The following is a 17,669-nucleotide window of genomic DNA, read 5'->3' as shown; positions in this document are numbered from 1 at the left end:
TAAGCCATGCTTACCCGATTGGGGCGTGAACGCTTACATCAGATGATGCATTTACAGTGACAGACGAGTTTGTTGCTTGGTCAGCTCAACGGCAGTTTGTGTACGCTCGGTGAGTAAATTGACCAGCATTTTTTCCGTGCTTGGGAACAAGGCGAACCATTCCGTGTTGATTTGAGTGAGAGCGCCAACATTTTCACATTGATAGTGATACTGCGCAGTAAATTCACCGTGTTGATGATCATGATGCTTATGATCGTGATGGTCATGGTCATGTTTATGATCGTGTTTATGATTGTGCCCGTGATCATGATGAGCATGATCGCTGTGGTCGTGGTTATCTTTACCACCGCTTAAGGTGTGGCTAACATGAGTTTCTTCCAATTGGCATTTCGCTGCCGAGCTTAAGGTAAACAATGATTCTGCTTGTCCTAAGATATCTAATGCTCGATTCAGTGCCTGAACTTGGCTTTCGTTTTGTGGCGCGTGCTCAAAACCCACCACATCTGCGCCTGGAGCGGTAATTTCAATCAGCAAATCCGTACCGTCTTGAGCGACGTTAAGTTCTACTTGCCCATGAACATGAGCGTCGTGTTGACGAAACTCTTGATGAGCAAACGCAGCGGTCGATAATACGGCAGAAATACTTAAGGCAAGCAAAGGTTTAGTTAGCATAATGTTGATTCCATAATCTAGAGAGAGTAAATATAGGGTTAATGAAGATATCGAACTTTTCAACGCTTCGGTGGTGAGCGTGCTACATAAGCAATGCTATCGAGTATCAAACAAAATGGGCTAACGATGACAGGCATAAAACCCTGTGCTGGCCAGATAGGGATGATCAGAGTGGTATACTCAAGACCATGTTTCACAACAGAAAACAGCTGACAATGATGATCAGTATGTTGAGTTGGATGAATGTCTAATTGATGATTTATCACGGCGATATTGAGCCACAGCACCAACAATACGGCCAGTATACTGACTGTGTTGATCGATAGACGTAAAGGCTGCGGTTTGACCATCATCTTATACCCAATACAACAAGAAGATTGTTATAGTATAACAATCTTCTTGTCTGGCAAGTCTTAAGGTTATTTTTCTAGTTGTTGTTGAATGAGTGATAATACGTTTTGAATAGCATCGTTATTTAAAGCGCCTTCTTGGACAAATTGCACGATCCCCTGTTTATCGAGCACGATGATCGCTGATGAGCGCTTTTGTAACTGCCAACTTTGTGCCACGATACCTGCTTGGTCAAGGACAATCGACGACCAAGGAAAATCGGTTTTGCTGCTTTGAGCTGATGATTTTACAAACGAGCCAGTTCCCCATACCGCATCATTTTGGTTAATGATCGTCGTCGTTTGATAATCTTCGCTCGGAAAGGCTGCCGCTGTCAGTGCGGTCATCAGTGGTGCATTCATCTCTTTGGCGGCACTTCGTCCGGCTAGAGCTTGAATGACACGAACCTTGCCGGGTAATTGAAGACTACTCCATGGTACAAACTGAGTGTCTTTACCTTCGAGTACCACTTCGCCATATTTTGCAACGTCGACGGCTGGCAGTGGTTGACCCACTACTATGTTGTGGGCTGATGCGATGAAACTGTGAGTGGCGATTAGTAGGGTAAGCAGTATTTTTTTTATCATGGTAAGTCCATTTTAGTAAATAAGTGGTTTAAGTTGATGGTGTACCGATATGCAAGAACCGCATTGTGTTCTTGAAATTGGTAATTACTGTTATTAACGTATGGACTAAAATTATAGAGCAAGAACGCATGTTTGCCTTTTTTGATCTCTAAATAAACCCCTATCGCCTGACCAAACTCACTAAACTTGATATTTTTTGTCTCGCCAAATTCAGGATGTAAAGGTTGAGTGATTTGATAGTTACCGCTCAGATTAAGATAACCCAGCCCGACACCGATCCCCGTTTTTACTTGCCATTTTTCTGGTTGGTGGCGATTAAAATGGTAAAAAAATAATGGCATTGCATACAGTGCATAGCCTGATATCTTGGTATCAAGATTGGTTAATTGATCGTTTTGATGGAGCGTTTGTCGATTAACTTTGACTAGATTACCATCCAGTTGAAATTGTACGCCCAACGAACTTTGCTCTGATAAATAGTAGCCTTTAGATAAAAGAGAGACTGTTGGAGAAAGAGCAAGCTTATTACTCATTTGTGCAATGTTCTGCTCGGACTCGTCGCGCACATCAATATTGTTGGTCGTTAATTGTAGGCCCAGATTGAGCTCAATAGCACAAACTGGCAAGCTACAACAAAGAGTAAAAATGATGCTCGTTTTTAAATAATTGATCATAAGAGAATGCTCTTTCATCATTCAATGAGCCAATGATAAGCTCGCTTCGCTTATCGTGCTAAAGCGAGCGTTAAATTAGTCAGTTGGATTATTACTTACAAGAAGCACACTCCTGTACCACCAAGTCCACAATATCCTTGTGGATTTTTAGCCAGATATTGCTGGTGGGAACTTTCTGCAAAATAATAGTCGCCAGCAGGAGTAATCTCGGTGGTGATTTCCGCTTTATTGTGTTCGCTTAGCAAAGCTTGATATTCTGCGCGACTTTGTTCGGCTACTGTTTGTTGTTCATCGGTGTAAGTATAGATCACCGAACGATATTGAGTTCCTAAATCATTACCTTGGCGCATACCTTGGGTTGGGTCGTGATTTTCCCAGAAGGCTTGCAACAGTGATCTCAAAGGTAACACCTTAGGATCGTAGATCACTCGAACGACTTCAGCATGACCAGTTTGACCAGTACAAACTTCTTGATACGTTGGGTTTGGAGTAAAACCACCAGCGTAGCCGACAGAAGTCACAATAACACCTTCTAAACGCCAAAATAAACGCTCAGCTCCCCAAAAACAGCCCATTCCAATCAGTAATTGCTCTTGTCCTAGGCTCGGCTTGATGCTTAGCGGAATATGATAAATAAAATGTTTGTCTTCAAACTCGATCGGAGTCACGCGGCCAGGTAAAGCCTGATCCGCTGATATAAGTGAAGATTTGTTGAGCATAGCCATTCCTTATTAGTAATAGTCAATGGAACGTTGAGTGAAATTCTGTGTCTCATTGATACGATTTTTTATTCCACATCGGATGCGATTGATCCAGAGTATTTCTCTGAGCTATTGGCATTGATGATCGGATAACGTTCGTTGTTCGTCTCGCTTACCGAGATAGATTGACCGCGATATCTGCGTGTAATCTATTGGCGTGTGAGCAATTATCCTACAGACTTCTTATCCTATAGTCGGTATGATTTAAAGTCTATTAACCTGCATTGCGGTAAGGCGCTTAACCACTATTTAACATGAGATCACTCCCATTCTATGTACTATTCGCGACGTTATTCTTTTCCTGCACCGCGCTGGCGAAAGTCGATTTAACCATTCGAGGATTAAGCGGCGACTTAAAAGATAACGTCGATGCTTATCTGTCTTCAATATCGACCAGCGATTACTCGACCCAGTTACGATTTCAGTCACGCCTAGAACAAAGGATAACCGCTGCATTAAATGCATTGGGTTATTATCAACCGACGTTTGTTTTTGAAGTCACGGAACCGGATAAAGCGATGACGGTGCATGTTTCTCCCGGAGAAGTGGTGCGTTTAGCGTTGGTTGAGATTGTGATTGAGGGAGAAGCGCAGCAAGATGCAGATTTTGCTCGAGTGATTGAACGTAGCGGCCTAAAGGTGGGTGAGACACTCAATCACAGCCAATACGACAGTCTTAAATCCTCTTTGCGTAATTTAGCGCTCCAAAAGGGGTATTTCGATGGCGATTTTCAGTTAAGCCGTCTGGAAGTGATTCCCGATCTGCATCAAGCGTTTGTTCGTTTGCATTTTGATAGTGGCATTCGCTATCATTTTGGCGCTACGTCGATCTCTGGGAGCCAAATTGAAGAGGTTCGTGTGCGCTCACTGCAACCGTTTAAACAAGGTGATCCTTATTTAGTCTCACAAGTTGGTCAATTTAATCTTAACTTAGCCAATACGGATTGGTTTTCATCGGTGTTTGTTAAACCTGATTTAGAGCAGTTAAATCCCGATCAGCGTGAGTTACCTATGGTGGTTGCTTTAGCGCCCAAAGCGCGTAATCAACTAGAAACGGGTATTGGTTATTCAACCGATGTTGGCGTAAGAGGCTCATTAAAATGGAAGAAGCCGTGGTTAAATGAATATGGCCATAGTTTTGATAGTAGTCTATCGATATCCGGTCCTGAACAGAGTATTACTGCAGGGTATAAAATTCCTCTCGAAGATGTGCTTCGGCAGTATTATCGTATCCAATATGGGATGAAGCATGTCGATAATCGAGATACCGAGAGTTTAGAATCTAATCTTGCTTTAGAGCGTCATTGGTTACTTGATAGTGGCTGGCATCGGACAGTATTTTTACGTTATCTGATAGAAAGCTATGAGCAGGGCTTACAAGATGACGGGGCGCAATTTTTAATGCCAGGCATTACTTATACGCGTACCCGTACGCGGTTGAATCGCTCGTTATTAACTTGGGGCGATAAGCAAACCATCACCTTAGAATACGCCGATCCTTCAGTGATTTCGGAAACGCGAGTCACGCGAGTGCAAGCTGGTAGCTCTTGGATTCGTAGTTTAGGTGATAATCATCGTGGCCTCTTTAGAATTGACGGCAGTGCCAACTTCGCCGAAGAATTTGATAAACTTTCTCCCTCACTGCGTTTTTTTGCTGGTGGAGACAACAACTTACGTGGCTATAGCTATCAATCTATTTCACCGCGGGATGCCAGTGGCTCGTTAACCGGGGCGAAATACATGGCCACCAGCTCGTTGGAATATCAATATCGGCTAGGTGGTAACTGGTGGGCTGCGCTATTTGTCGATTATGGTGATGCTTTTAATGACACCCCTGATTGGAAAACGGGGACTGGATTTGGTTTGCGTTGGGTATCACCAGTGGGCCCGCTGCGACTTGATTTTGCATGGGGATTAGATTCTGAACCCGGCGACCGATTTAAACTGCACTTTACGTTAGGGCCTGAATTATGATTAAGCGAGCGATGAAATGGACCGGTTGGTTATCCGCAAGCTTAGCAGGCATCGTCACGCTTCTGTTGCTGCTGTTTGCTGGGTTGTTTTTTACCAATAGTGGCTTAAATGTCTTGGTGTGGGGCGCTCAGAAAGCATTAGCCGATTTCTCGGTTCAATCGACCCAAGGAGCTATTTTTCCCCGTTTCTCACTGTATGGTGTTGAATATCAAGATCCATCGACTTCCGTTGATTTACAGCTTGAACAACTAACGCTCGCGGTGAATGCGAACTGCTTACTCGAACCGATGATCTGTATTAATGAGGTGATTGTCTCGGGATTGCAGTTTAATTTGGAATCTATTGCCGATTCAACGAATCAATCGGCAGAGACGGCATCAGCGCCAGTGACCACAATTTCTACACCAGTGCCGATCAAATTAGGCAGATTAACCTTGAATAATATTCAGCTTAATCTGCTTGGCAATCAGATTAACTGGCAGCACTTTACGACCAGTGGCGCACTACAAGGCGATCGATTAACGATCGATCGCACGTTATGGCGAGGTGTACGCATTGCGTTGGCTGAAGAACAGGCGGAGCTGTCGGCTGCGACGAGCGCTTCTTCATCCGATGCGCTGCCGATAAGCTTACCTGAGGTTATTATTCCACTGCGAGTTGAGTTGAGTCGCTTTGAGTTACACGATTTTCTCCTCCAGCAAGCCGATCCGATTGCCGTTAATCAACTGGTGGTACAAGCACAAGCATTTCAGTCTCAAGTTAACTTAAAGAACCTAGTTCTTGATATGCCAGAGCTGGACGCATCTTTGACTGGGCGTGCGACTTTGCGCGGTGATTATCCTTTGAATTTCACTCTTCAGTCATTGCTTAAGTTACCAGAGGCTAAGGGACAAACATTACAATTAAAGGCTTCAGGCAGCGTGGCCGATCTCGCTTTGGAGGCGCAACTTGCCGGACTGGCACAGGCTCAGTTGCAGGCGAAATTAAAACCGCTACAACCCGAGCTGCCTTTTGATATCACGGTGCAGCAGCTAAAAGCGCAGTGGCCGCTAGTCGGTGAAGGCGATTATTTTGTGCAAGCGCCTTTACTAAACGCGCAAGGTATTCTCGATGATTATCAGCTAGCCATCGACACGACGTTTTCAGGGCTTGATATCCCTGAGATGACGTTGTCAGTACAGGGACAAGGTTCATCAACTCAGATAGCTTTACGCTCACTGCTTTTGAAGACGTTGAATGGTGAGATTGAGGGTGAGTTGCAAGCGCACTGGCAGCCAAGTATTGATTGGCAAGCCAAGCTTAACGTTAGGCAAATTAACCCTGGTTTACAATGGCCTGAAGCATCAGGGACGATCAGCGGTCAACTAGTCACTTCTGGGAAATTGACTGAGCAAGGTGGTTTTGAGATTGCCCTGCCGTTATTGGCTATTCATGGTGATCTTCGTGGTTATCCGTTAGATATTAAAGGACAACTCAACGCCGCTGATCCGCGTGGTAAAGGGGAGTATCGCGTCTCTACCTCTGGATTAACCTTCGCGCACGGACCGAATCTCTTGACCGCCAAAGGTCAATTAGACCAACAGTGGCAAATGGATGTGGCTTTATCGTTAAAAGATTTAGCGAAAACAGTGCCGGATTTATCGGGGCAAGTAGCAGGTCACGTAACGCTACGTGGGCAACTGACAGAGCCAGATATTCAGCTGGATTTGCGCGCAGATCAGCTGGCTTGGTTAAACGAGGCAACGATTCGCGAATTATCGTTAGTTGGCCAGTTAACACCGCTGCCTTTACCACAAGCAGATTTACATCTCTCGATGACGGATGCCCGTTACCAAGAGCAGAGCATAGAATCACTGCTATTGTCGTTGAATGGTCAGCAAGAGCAACATCATTTGACGTTAGAGGTTAAGTCTCCCCTTGTGTCTAGCCAACTGGCGATATCAGGACGGCTTACCGAGTCGACCAATTGGCGTTGGGATGGCCAGCTTGAGCGTATGAATATCGAGTCCATACAAGGGCCATGGCAGTTGAGTCATGCTACGGATATCAATGTTGACCTCGACCAAGCTCGTGCGATGATAGCGCCGCACTGTTGGTTACAAGCGGATGCCTCTCTGTGTCTTGAAGAAAGCGCCAGTGTAGGGGATAGCGGTGCAGTTCAACTCGCTATCAACCATTTCCAATTCAGTCAAATTCAAGGATTACTGCCACCAGAAACCCAGATAAAGGGGGAACTGAATGGTCAGTTGTCGGCTCAGTGGTCAGCACAGGCGGCACCACAAGTAAAACTTTCTGTTACCTTACCAGCAGGTGAAGTCCAGCAGCATTTGTCACAACCGATTATTTTAGGATGGGATGCGATGCAGCTTAATGCTGAATTAGCCAATAATTCCTTACAAGCGGACTGGTCGTTGCAGGTGACAAATAATGGTCAGTTTTCTGGTCATATACAGATCCCAGATGTCACCGCAGAAGAAAAACAGTGGCAGGCCGGATTAAAATTGACCCCTTTTCATCTTGATTTTCTGCAACCATTCGTCGGTGAATTTAGTCAAGCGGATGCGACGATCACGGCGGATTTAAGTTTGCAAGGAGCCATGCTTCATCCACAGGTGCTGGGTAATATTGAGTTAACAGGGTTGCAGCTTAAAGGTGATATCTCTCCAGTTGATATGGATTCGGGCCAAGTTACGATAGACTTTTCTGGTTACCAAGCGGCGCTGCATGCACAAATTGGTACGCCAGAGGGTTTGCTGAATGTCACCGGTGATGCTGATTGGCACAACATGGCTGAGTGGCGAGTTAACAGTCGAGTGTTTGCTGATTCGCTGTTAGTGGATATGCCGCCGATTGTAAAAATGAAAGTGATCCCTGATTTAACCTTAACCATGCAACCGGATGTGGCACAAGTCTCGGGTTCTATCCATCTTCCTTGGGGACGGATTACGGTCGAAGAGTTACCTCCAAGCGCTATCGAGGTGTCTAAAGATCAAGTCATATTGAGTAAAGATTTACAGCCTTTAAGTGAGCAAAGTCGTTTACCACTGCGCATTGAAACGGATGTTGAGATCGTAATTGGTGACGATGTTCGTCTGAGTGCTTTTGGCTTAGAAGGCGGGCTACGAGGCCGGTTGAATGTCACGCAGCGCGATCGTGGGCCATTGGTGATTGGTGAAGTCAATATTTTACAGGGACAGTATCGCTCATTTGGCCAAGATCTACAGATCCAAGAAGGTAAAATTTTAATGAATGGCCCAGTCGATCAGCCTTTTGTATCGATCAAAGCGATTCGTAATCCAAATAATACCCAAGATGGTGTCATTGCCGGTATCCAAGTAACTGGGCCCGCTGATGAACCGATGATCACCATTTTCTCTGAGCCAGCGATGCCACAAGCCAATGCTTTATCTTATTTATTACGTGGGCAAGATATTGATGGTGAAGCTGGCGGTAATGCGATGACCATGACGCTGATTGGGCTAAGCTTAGCGCAAAGCGGTAAAGTGGTAGGTCGAATTGGCGAAGAATTTGGTGTACAAGATCTGCAATTGGATACTGCCGGTTCGGGGGATGATGCACAAATTACGGTGAGTGGCTATATTTTACCTGATTTACAAGTTAAATATGGGGTGGGAATTTTCAATTCTGTCGGTCAATTTACCATTCGTTATCGTTTAATGAGGGACCTCTATTTGGAAGCGGTCTCTGGAGTCGATAGTGCGATTGATTTGCTCTATCGCTTCGAATTTAACTAAGGAGGGTATGCTATTGTCTCTAGTGTTTGTCTATGGCACCTTACGACAAGGTGAAAGCCATCACGATTATTTAAGCGAAAGTAAGCTCTTAGGCTACTTTGAAACACCGCCAAGCTATGCGTTACACGATCTTGGCCCCTATCCGGGATTGATTGCTGGTCAGCAATCAATCAAAGGGGAAGTGTATCAAGTCGATGAGCGCACATTAGCAAAACTTGATGTATTAGAAGATGTTCCCGTTGAGTATCGACGCGAAACCATTGATACGCCTTATGGCCTCGCTTGGATATACATTTATCAAGAGGCTTCGCGGCTTGATTCTGAAATTGAATCTGGCGATTGGTGCCAACGTATTTAAGCCGTGTTTTCTCAATGAAAAAAGCCAGCAATGCTGGCTTTTTGGGCTTATTCATCCTGACTTAATCAGGGAAAACGAGCATTATTTTTGCTGTGCACGCTCGTAAGAAGAAAGGATTTCAGCACGCGCAGAAGCGGCATCTTCCCAACCTTCTACTTTCACCCATTTACCGCTTTCTAGCTCTTTATAACGCTCGAAGAAATGGGTGATCTGAGCTTTCAGTAGTGCTGGAATATCATTCACATCTTGAATGTGGTCGTACTCTTTAGACAGCTTAGAATGTGGAACGGCGATGACTTTGGCATCTTCACCTGACTCATCACTCATCTTCAAAACACCCACTGGACGACAACGAATCACAGAGCCTGGGATCAATGGGTAGGGTGTTGGAACCAATACGTCCACTGGGTCACCATCAAGAGATAGCGTGTGGTTCACATAACCGTAGTTACATGGGTAGAACATAGGCGCAGACATGAAACGGTCAACGAATACCGCACCAGAATCTTTATCTACTTCGTATTTGATTGGGTCAGCGTTCGCTGGGATCTCAATCACTACGTAGATATCATCTGGCAGGGATTTTCCTGCTGGCACATTATTTAAGCTCATTACGGTTTCCTTTTTGGTTAGCCGGATTTTAAAAAGTGTCGCTCATTATTATGCAAACTGCACGTCGGTGCAAAACCGACGTGCAGAAAAAGGCGAAGTTTACCTGTAAAAAGCCGGATACCCAAGTAGCAGTGAGTAACTCGATGGGCTTTTAGCGCTTACATACTTTAAGCATCAGCGCTATTGGTTAGATTTGTTCTATGGTTGTTCGATATTTATCGACCACGCTCAGTCCGTTGAGTCCGATTCAGATGACTATTCATCTGGGTAGGTTTCAAGGAACTGAGAGACTTTTTCAACCATCTGTTTTGAACCGACAAAAAACGGCACGCGTTGATGTAACTCGGTAGGTTTGATATCAAGGATACGTTGTCTACCATCTGTCGCTAAGCCGCCCGCTTGCTCAATCAATAGTGCCATCGGGTTGCATTCATACAGTAAACGCAGCTTGCCGTTGGGGTGGCTTTGAGTACTTGGGTAAAGATAGATACCGCCTTTGAGCAAGTTGCGGTGAAAGTCGGCGACTAATGAGCCAATATAACGTGAGGTGTAAGGGCGATTATCTTCCGGTACGCTCTCTTGGCAGTATTTAATGTATTTTTTAACGCCGGTTGGAAAACGAATGTAGTTACCTTCGTTGATAGAGTAAATTTTGCCCTGCTCTGGAATACGCATATTTTCATGAGAGAGACAAAATGAACCAATCGAAGGGTCATAAGTAAAACCATTGACACCATTGCCTGTGGTGTACACCAACATGGTTGACGAGCCATAAATTACATACCCAGCAGCAACCTGTTTATGACCAGGCTGAAGGAAATCTTCTGCGGTTGGTGGTCCACCTACGGGAGAGATACGGCGATAAATTGAGAAAATGGTTCCAACAGAAACGTTGACATCAATATTCGATGAACCATCGAGTGGATCCATTAACACGACATATTTCGCATTTTGGTTAAGCTCTTTATTGAAGGCGACTGCCTCATCTTCTTCTTCACTGGCAACACCGCAGACTTGATCGCGCGCTTCTAAAGCCGCTTTAAACTTATCGTTAGCGTAGACATCCAGTTTTTGTTGCTCTTCACCTTGAATATTATCGTTACCCGATGCGCCAGTAATATCGGCTAATCCAGCTTTGTTGATTTCTCGGTTAACGATTTTGGCGGCAAGACGAATGGACGCAAGTAAAGAGGAGAGTTCACCGCTTGCATGGGGAAAGTCGTGTTGTTTTTCAACAATAAACTCACCAAGGGTGCGCATCTTCGACATGTTATTTCCTTAACACTTATTGGTTCTGGGGGAGAAAGGTAACGCGAAAGAGTAGGGTCATCAGCGTTGGTGTTCTTACTCCTTGAGAAGAAAGCAAATTTAGCTACCTTTTCAAGGTGTTTCGTTATAGCGGTGATTTTAAATCCTAGAACTTTTTACGAGTAATAAACTAACTGCTGAAGATCTCAATTTAGATGTCGACTTTCGATAAATTACATTGTGGCGATTTTCGGTACTCGCTTTTATGGTATGGATCAGGATAATGGTTAGGCAGATAAACAGCACAAGTGAGATCAGGTTGATGCATATTCATATTTTGGGGATTTGTGGCACTTTTATGGGGGGATTGGCGATGCTTGCTCGTCAGTTAGGCCATAAGGTAACGGGCAGTGATGCCAATGTCTATCCACCAATGAGTACGATGTTATTATCCCAAGGAATTGAAATTATTGAAGGTTTTGATCCGAAACAATTAAGTCCACATCCTGATCTGGTGGTGATTGGTAACGCGATGAGTCGTGGAAACCCTTGTGTTGAGTATGTTTTGAATCACAATTTACGTTATACCTCGGGACCGCAATGGCTGCACGACTTCTTATTGCAAGATCGCTGGGTTCTCGCGGTAGCGGGGACGCATGGCAAAACCACGACTGCCAGTATGTTAACGTGGATTTTAGAGCAGTCTGGCTATCAGCCCGGTTTTCTCGTTGGAGGGGTATTAGGCAACTTTGATCTCTCAGCTCGCTTGGGAGAAAGCATGTTTTTTGTGGTTGAAGCCGATGAATATGACAGTGCTTTTTTCGATAAGCGTTCTAAGTTTGTTCATTATCACCCAAGAACGTTGATCCTGAATAACTTAGAGTTTGATCATGCGGATATTTTTGATGATCTTGAAGCGATCAAGCGTCAGTTCCATCACTTAATCCGCACTTTACCGGGTAATGGACGAGTATTGGTTCCCCAGCAAGACTCTGCCTTAGCGGACGTGTTAAGCCGAGGATGCTGGAGTGAACGAGAATTTATTGGTCAACAGGGGCAATGGTTGGCTAAAAAACATAACCCACAAGGCTCACAATTTTCGGTGTATTTTCAAGATCAACGAGTGGGCGACGTCGAGTGGTCATTGATTGGTGATCACAATGTAAATAATGCCTTAATGGCGATTGCCGCCGCGCGACATGTGGGAGTTACACCTGATTTAGCTTGTCAGGCACTAGCAAGCTTTATCAATACCAAGCGGCGTTTAGAGCAAAAAGGACAGGAAAACGGCGTGACCGTCTATGACGATTTTGCTCATCATCCGACGGCGATTGAACTCACTTTGGCTGGCTTACGTAACAAGGTCGGCAGTGAAAAAATTATCGCTGTCGTCGAACCCCGCTCTGCCACTATGAAATTAGGTGTTCATAAGGGCACACTGGCGGCATCACTCGCGCAAGCTGATTCAGTCTATTTTTTTCAGCCTAACGAATTAGCGTGGTCGGTTGATGAAGTTGCTCAGCAATGCACCTCACCCGCTTATGTGAGCAATAACATCGATGACTTAGTTGAGAAAATTTGCGCAGCAGCCAAACCGGGCTCGCACATTTTAGTGATGAGTAATGGTGGCTTTGGCGGTATACATAATAAGTTACTCGCCACGCTTAAAAAGCGAGCTCAGTAACGTTTAGGGTATTCAATAACAGTGACCGATTTAACAACACATAACCAAGCCATTACTTTGGCCTGGACAGGAGCCTCTGGCGCACCCTATGGACTGCGTCTTTTAGAATGTTTACTTGCCAGTGAGCATGCCGTGTATTTGCTTATCTCATCCGCTGCCAGAGTGGTATTAGCGACGGAGCATGGTTTGCAATTGTCTAGTCAACCCCAAGCGGCGCAGCAGCAGTTGGTTAAACTGTTTAATTGCGATCCGAATAAACTGATCGTCTGTGGTAAAGAAGAGTGGTTTTCCCCCGTGGCTTCAGGCTCTGCGGCACCGAAAAAAATGGTGGTTTGTCCTTGTTCGGCGGGCAGCGTCGCTGCTATCGCTCATGGCATGTCGGATAATTTGATTGAGCGTGCTGCAGATGTGGTGCTCAAGGAACGAGGGCAACTCCTGTTGGTGGTTCGCGAAACCCCGTTCTCTACCCTGCATTTAGAGAATATGCACAAATTGTCGCAAATGGGCGTTACTATTATGCCAGCAGCGCCCGGTTTTTATCATCAACCTAAATCGATCGATGATTTGGTTGATTTTATGGTAGCCCGCATTCTCGATCATCTAGGAATCGAACAAGGACTGGTGCCGCGCTGGGGTTATGATCAGCGTTAAGTAGCTTCTTTTATGTTTTAGCATTACAATCTTACTCACTCATCGGGGAGCCAACCATTCATAACCGAATGGCGCTGAGATCAAGCCATGCTTGGGACCCGCATTAGTCATTTGACCATTAAGGGATGCTGACTAAACACCTGAACCAGATAATACTGGCGTAGGAATTGAGCAGGAGATTAGAAACAGACTCATGGATGCTGTCTCACTCTTCCTCAAGCCTGTGCCGCTCACCATGGAGCGCAAGCCTTGAATAATCAATACTCTATCATCGCATTAACCAGTCTATTTTTTTCTTCTATTGCGCTTGCCGCGCCAACCACGACGACCGATAAACCGACCTTGACGGTGTATACCTATAGTTCTTTTATCGCTGATTGGGGACCAGGCCCGGTGATTAAAAAAGCGTTTGAAGCCGAGTGTAACTGTCAACTGAACTTAGTTGGTTTGGATGACGGCGTATCGATTTTAAATCGCTTACGTCTTGAAGGTCGTCATACTAAGGCCGATGTTTTGTTGGGTCTGGATAACAACTTGATGACGGAAGCAGAACAAACAGGACTGTTAGCCCCTCATTCCGTCGATTTATCAGCGCTGACGTTGCCGAATGGTTGGAATGATGAGACCTTTATTCCTTATGATTATGGCTATTTTGCGTTTGTGTATAATCAGCAAACCTTAACTCATCCACCGCAGAGCCTAAGAGAACTTGTTGAACAGCGCGATGACTTGACGATTATTTATCAAGATCCACGGACCTCAACCCCAGGTCAGGGATTGCTACTATGGATGAAGTCGGTTTACGGGGATCAAGTGGCCAATGCATGGCAGCAACTGGCGAAAAAAACCGTCACGGTGACCAAAGGGTGGTCGGAAGCTTATTCGATGTTTTTAAAAGGAGAGGCTGATATGGTGCTCTCTTATACGACTTCTCCGGCTTATCATAAGATAGCTGAAAATGATCATCGCTATATCACGGCTAATTTTGCCGAGGGTCATTATATGCAGGTTGAAGTTGCGGCTAAGGTGAAGAGTAGCCCAAATCCAGCGTTGGCGGCTCAATTTATGCAGTTTATTGTCAGTGATGATTTCCAATCAGCTATTCCAACCACCAACTGGATGTATCCAGTGACCAATGTGGCTTTACCGGAAGCTTTTTCTGAGTTACAGAAACCCAGCCAATCATTGACCTTTAGTGCCAAAGAAGTGGCGGCACAGCGTCGTCATTGGATTCGTGAGTGGCAACACGCATTGACTTTTTAATCGATGATCTTATCAACGACACCTAAATTAGGTATAGGGGTCGCAGCGTTGGTTGCGGCCCTCGTTATTAGTGCATTGGCCGCTTTGTTGTGGCAAGCCCCTTCTTTTGCTATTGATCAATTATGGCAGGATGCTTATTACCGACACGTTACTTGGTTTAGCTTCTACCAAGCTTTTTTATCGACGCTACTGAGTGTAGGACTCGCTATTCCTGTCGCCCATGCATTGAATCGTCGCCGTTTTAAAGGCAAAGATTTACTGCTCAAGCTGTTTGCGATGACCTTAGTCTTGCCCGTTTTAGTGGGGGTATTTGGTTTACTCGCGATTTACGGTAATCAAGGATTATTAGCTAAAATACTGGGCTATTGGCAGATCCGTCTGCCTTTTTCGATTTATGGTTTAAACGGAATTTTATTGGCCCATGTGTTTTTTAATTTACCTTACGCCAGTCGATTATTGTTGCAAAGCTTAGTAGCTATTCCACTCGAGCAGCATAAGTTATGTGCTCATTTAGGTATGAACAGCTGGCAAAAATTTAAATGGGTTGAGTGGCCAAGGTTACGCCAGCAATTGCCTCATGTGGCGAGCTTAGTGTTCATGCTCTGTTTCACCAGTTTTGCTACTGTCATGGCCTTGGGGGGCGGACCGAAAGCCACAACGATTGAACTGGCGATTTATCAGGCGATCAAGTTTGATTTTGATTTGGCTACGGGGGCACTGTTAGCCATTTGGCAGATGTTATTGTGTGGATTGTTATACTTTTCGATGCAATGGTTTAGTCGTTGTTTGCCCGCAACTCAGGGAGGGGATTATCCAATCCAAGTCTGGGGTGGGGATACACGACTAAAACAACTCTGGGATGGAATGTGGATCGGTTTGGTGATCCTATTGGTGATTCCTCCGCTATTGATGGTGGTATTGAGCGGCTTAAATACCCACCTATGGCAAGTTTTGAGTAGTCAGGAGTTTTGGCTTGCTACTGCCGCTTCTTTTCAAGTAGCCAGTGTGACGGGAGCGATAGCGTTACTTTCGGGATGTGCAATTGTTATGACAAGTCGTCATTGGCGAATCAATCAACAACCTATTAAAGCCAATAGTATTGAATGGATTGGCACCATTATTCTGGTTACACCTGGCTTGGTGATCAGTACCGGGTTGTTTTTGTTGCTACGTCAAACGGTCGATATCTTTAGCATGGCCTATTGGTTGGTGGTTATCGTCAATAGTGTTATGGCTCTGCCTTATGTGATTAAAACCTTATCACAACCGATGCTGCATCTGGCCCAGCAATATCATTTACTGTGTGCCAGTCTTGGTTTGAGAGGCTGGCAGCGTTTGCGACTGATTGAGTGGCGAGCGCTGAAAAAACCATTTGCCCACGCTTTCATCATTAGCTTTTTAGTGTCAATGGGTGATTTGAGTGCAGTGGCGCTATTTGGTAGTCAGCAGTTTCGCACTCTTCCGTTGTATTTATATCAATTGATGGGCAGCTATCAGATGCAAGCGGCGGCAGTATTATCACTGGCTTTATTAGTTTTTAGTGTCGGACTTTATTACGGCGTTGAGCGGTTATTACAGATTAAACAGAGAGAATAAGTCATGCTAAACGTTGTAAAGCTCACTTACCAATATCAAGATGAGTGTTTCACGTTTGATTTAACCATTAAACAAGGCAGTATTACGGCTTTAATGGGGCCGAGTGGAGCAGGGAAATCAACACTGCTTAGTTTGATTGCCGGTTTTATCGAACCACTGAGTGGTCAGATTGAGGTCGCAGGGGATTCTGTGCTTGGTAAATTACCGCATCAGCGACCTTTCGCAATGTTGTTTCAAGACCACAATTTATTTAATCACCTCACCGTCTGGGACAATATTGCCTTGGGTTTGAACCCGAGTCTTAAATTAACCGATATCGAACAGCAACAAGTGGTTGAGGCAGCAAGGCAAGTGGGGCTTGAGGCACTTGTAACGCGTTTGCCGGAGCAACTTTCTGGTGGACAAAAACAACGGGTAGCCTTGGCTCGATGTTTTGTACAATCTCATCCGATTTGGTTATTGGATGAACCGTTTTCGGCGCTCGACCCGTTATTGCGTGAAGAAATGCTGCAATTAGTTAAATCATTAGCTAAAGCACGAGCGGTCACGATTTTGATGGTAACTCATCATCTCAACGATGCGAAAATGATCGCCAGTGATTTTGCGTTTTTAGCTCAAGGTGAAGTTCAGGTAACCGGCGAGATTGAACAGCTGCATGAGCAGAATATCCACCCATTATTTAGCGAATTTGTCCGTGCAGGAAGTCATCGTTGCTAATTGGTGACGAGTAGTGGTCAGCGGTGACCTTGCACCATTTGGCCTTCAATCCCTTAGCTGGTTGAGGTGATTGAAGGCGAATGGCTTTATGTTGGCAGCTGAGAAGTCTAGCTATCTTGCCCATAAAGGGTTTTGATCATCTGATAAATTTCTCGTGCCGCTTTAGGTGGCTTTTGACCTTGTTTCTCTTTACTGGCTTGACGAGCCAATTGGCGTAAACGCTGTCTATCGGCTTCCGGATAGTGCTCCATTAAAGCTTCGATCGCGCTATCACCTTGTTCAACAATCTTATCGCGCCATTGCTCTATTTTATGCAAGATAGCGGTAGTCTGAGCGTGTTTATTGCGCAGTTTATCCAAAGCAATTTGAATTGGCTCTGGATCAATGTGGCGCATCATTTTACCAATGTACTGTAATTGACGGCGGCGAGCTTCGTTTTTAAAGCGTTGCGCATCTTTTACTGCTTCGGCTAACTCTTCCGGTAGCGGTACTTTTTGCAAGGCGGATGGTTTTAACTCAACCAACTCTTCACCGAGCTTTTGTAGGACGATCATGTCATTTTTCAGCTCAGTCTTACTGACTAAGATGATCTCTTCTTCCTCTTCCCAAGGGGCTTTCTGATTTTTACGCGCCATAGTCTTCACTAATTAGTTATTTATCTCTGCTATTTTAGCAAGAATCGTGGGGAGAAAGCGAAATTCTTGTTATCCTAAGACGATAAAAGCTCA

General features: G+C 44.9%; 16 protein-coding genes. 8 read left to right on the top strand and 8 right to left on the bottom strand.

Annotated features, from left to right (window positions below; genetic code table 11):
* Positions 1-51: 51 nt before the first annotated feature.
* The 5 genes from zrgA to msrA form a co-directional block, all read right to left on the bottom strand.
* Positions 52-672 carry a zinc uptake protein ZrgA gene (gene zrgA / locus AACS00_RS13200; RefSeq protein ID WP_110167692.1) on the bottom strand — a complete coding sequence of 207 codons (621 nt, stop codon included), beginning with the start codon at positions 670-672 and terminating at the stop codon, positions 52-54.
* A 59-nt stretch (positions 673-731) separates the two neighbouring features.
* Positions 732-1,025, bottom strand: coding sequence for a DUF2607 family protein (locus AACS00_RS13195; protein WP_110167691.1), 294 nt, complete (start codon positions 1,023-1,025; stop codon positions 732-734).
* A gap of 66 nt (positions 1,026-1,091) precedes the next feature.
* Positions 1,092-1,649, bottom strand: coding sequence for a YtfJ family protein (locus AACS00_RS13190; RefSeq protein ID WP_110167690.1), 558 nt, complete (start codon positions 1,647-1,649; stop codon positions 1,092-1,094).
* Positions 1,646-2,323 (bottom strand): hypothetical protein, encoded by a 678-nt coding sequence (locus AACS00_RS13185; protein WP_110167689.1) that lies wholly within the window; start codon positions 2,321-2,323, stop codon positions 1,646-1,648. Before AACS00_RS13185 ends, AACS00_RS13190 begins: the two co-directional genes overlap by 4 nt.
* Positions 2,324-2,418: 95 nt before the next feature.
* A complete protein-coding gene (gene msrA / locus AACS00_RS13180) occupies positions 2,419-3,042 on the bottom strand; it encodes a peptide-methionine (S)-S-oxide reductase MsrA (RefSeq protein WP_072670411.1) in 624 nt (207 codons plus the stop codon).
* Positions 3,043-3,338: 296 nt separating this feature from the next.
* Here msrA and tamA point away from each other — a divergent pair, with 296 nt between their 5' ends.
* Genes tamA through AACS00_RS13165 form a run of 3 tightly spaced genes read left to right on the top strand, consistent with a single transcriptional unit; the run spans position 3,339 to position 9,170 of the window.
* Positions 3,339-5,057 (top strand): autotransporter assembly complex protein TamA, encoded by a 1,719-nt coding sequence (tamA, locus tag AACS00_RS13175; protein WP_181397579.1) that lies wholly within the window; start codon positions 3,339-3,341, stop codon positions 5,055-5,057.
* Entirely contained in the window at positions 5,054-8,812 is a 3,759-nt protein-coding gene (gene tamB / locus AACS00_RS13170; RefSeq protein WP_110167688.1) for an autotransporter assembly complex protein TamB, read from the top strand. The genes tamA and tamB overlap by 4 nt, the downstream gene beginning before the upstream one ends.
* Before the next feature lie 7 nt (positions 8,813-8,819).
* The gene (locus AACS00_RS13165; protein WP_110167687.1) at positions 8,820-9,170 is read left to right on the top strand and encodes a gamma-glutamylcyclotransferase family protein; all 351 of its coding nucleotides are present in this window, start codon (positions 8,820-8,822) and stop codon (positions 9,168-9,170) included.
* An 81-nt stretch (positions 9,171-9,251) separates the two neighbouring features.
* Here AACS00_RS13165 and ppa read toward each other — a convergent pair whose 3' ends face one another.
* Together ppa and fbp are read right to left on the bottom strand one after the other, a co-directional pair.
* Positions 9,252-9,782 (bottom strand): inorganic diphosphatase, encoded by a 531-nt coding sequence (gene ppa / locus AACS00_RS13160; protein WP_004394570.1) that lies wholly within the window; start codon positions 9,780-9,782, stop codon positions 9,252-9,254.
* A gap of 255 nt (positions 9,783-10,037) precedes the next feature.
* Positions 10,038-11,051: a class 1 fructose-bisphosphatase gene (gene fbp / locus AACS00_RS13155; protein WP_004394571.1), complete on the bottom strand. Its 1,014-nt coding sequence runs from the start codon at positions 11,049-11,051 to the stop codon at positions 10,038-10,040.
* A gap of 301 nt (positions 11,052-11,352) precedes the next feature.
* Here fbp and mpl point away from each other — a divergent pair, with 301 nt between their 5' ends.
* From mpl to thiQ, 5 genes are all read left to right on the top strand, one after another.
* On the top strand, positions 11,353-12,714 hold the full coding sequence (mpl, locus tag AACS00_RS13150; RefSeq protein ID WP_110167686.1) for a UDP-N-acetylmuramate:L-alanyl-gamma-D-glutamyl-meso-diaminopimelate ligase: 1,362 nt from the start codon (positions 11,353-11,355) through the stop codon (positions 12,712-12,714).
* Between the two features lie 21 nt (positions 12,715-12,735).
* Complete coding sequence (locus tag AACS00_RS13145) at positions 12,736-13,365, top strand: flavin prenyltransferase UbiX (protein WP_110167685.1); 630 nt, start codon at positions 12,736-12,738, stop codon at positions 13,363-13,365.
* A 249-nt stretch (positions 13,366-13,614) separates the two neighbouring features.
* On the top strand, positions 13,615-14,628 hold the full coding sequence (gene thiB / locus AACS00_RS13140; protein WP_110167684.1) for a thiamine ABC transporter substrate binding subunit: 1,014 nt from the start codon (positions 13,615-13,617) through the stop codon (positions 14,626-14,628).
* 3 nt (positions 14,629-14,631) lie between these two features.
* Positions 14,632-16,224: a thiamine/thiamine pyrophosphate ABC transporter permease ThiP gene (gene thiP / locus AACS00_RS13135; RefSeq protein WP_072670404.1), complete on the top strand. Its 1,593-nt coding sequence runs from the start codon at positions 14,632-14,634 to the stop codon at positions 16,222-16,224.
* 3 nt (positions 16,225-16,227) lie between these two features.
* Positions 16,228-16,941: a thiamine ABC transporter ATP-binding protein gene (thiQ, locus tag AACS00_RS13130; RefSeq protein WP_072670403.1), complete on the top strand. Its 714-nt coding sequence runs from the start codon at positions 16,228-16,230 to the stop codon at positions 16,939-16,941.
* 107 nt (positions 16,942-17,048) lie between these two features.
* Here thiQ and yjgA read toward each other — a convergent pair whose 3' ends face one another.
* Positions 17,049-17,576, bottom strand: a complete 528-nt coding sequence (yjgA, locus tag AACS00_RS13125) for a ribosome biogenesis factor YjgA (RefSeq protein ID WP_072670402.1) — start codon at positions 17,574-17,576, stop codon at positions 17,049-17,051.
* Between the last annotated feature and the right edge of the window lie 93 nt (positions 17,577-17,669).

This window comes from Vibrio sp. 11986-1-5, assembly GCF_963878025.1.
GTDB classification, from domain to species: Bacteria; Pseudomonadota; Gammaproteobacteria; order Enterobacterales; family Vibrionaceae; genus Vibrio; species Vibrio injensis.
The sequence above is the reverse complement of the archived record's forward strand: the minus strand, read 5'-3'. Positions and strand labels throughout refer to the sequence as shown.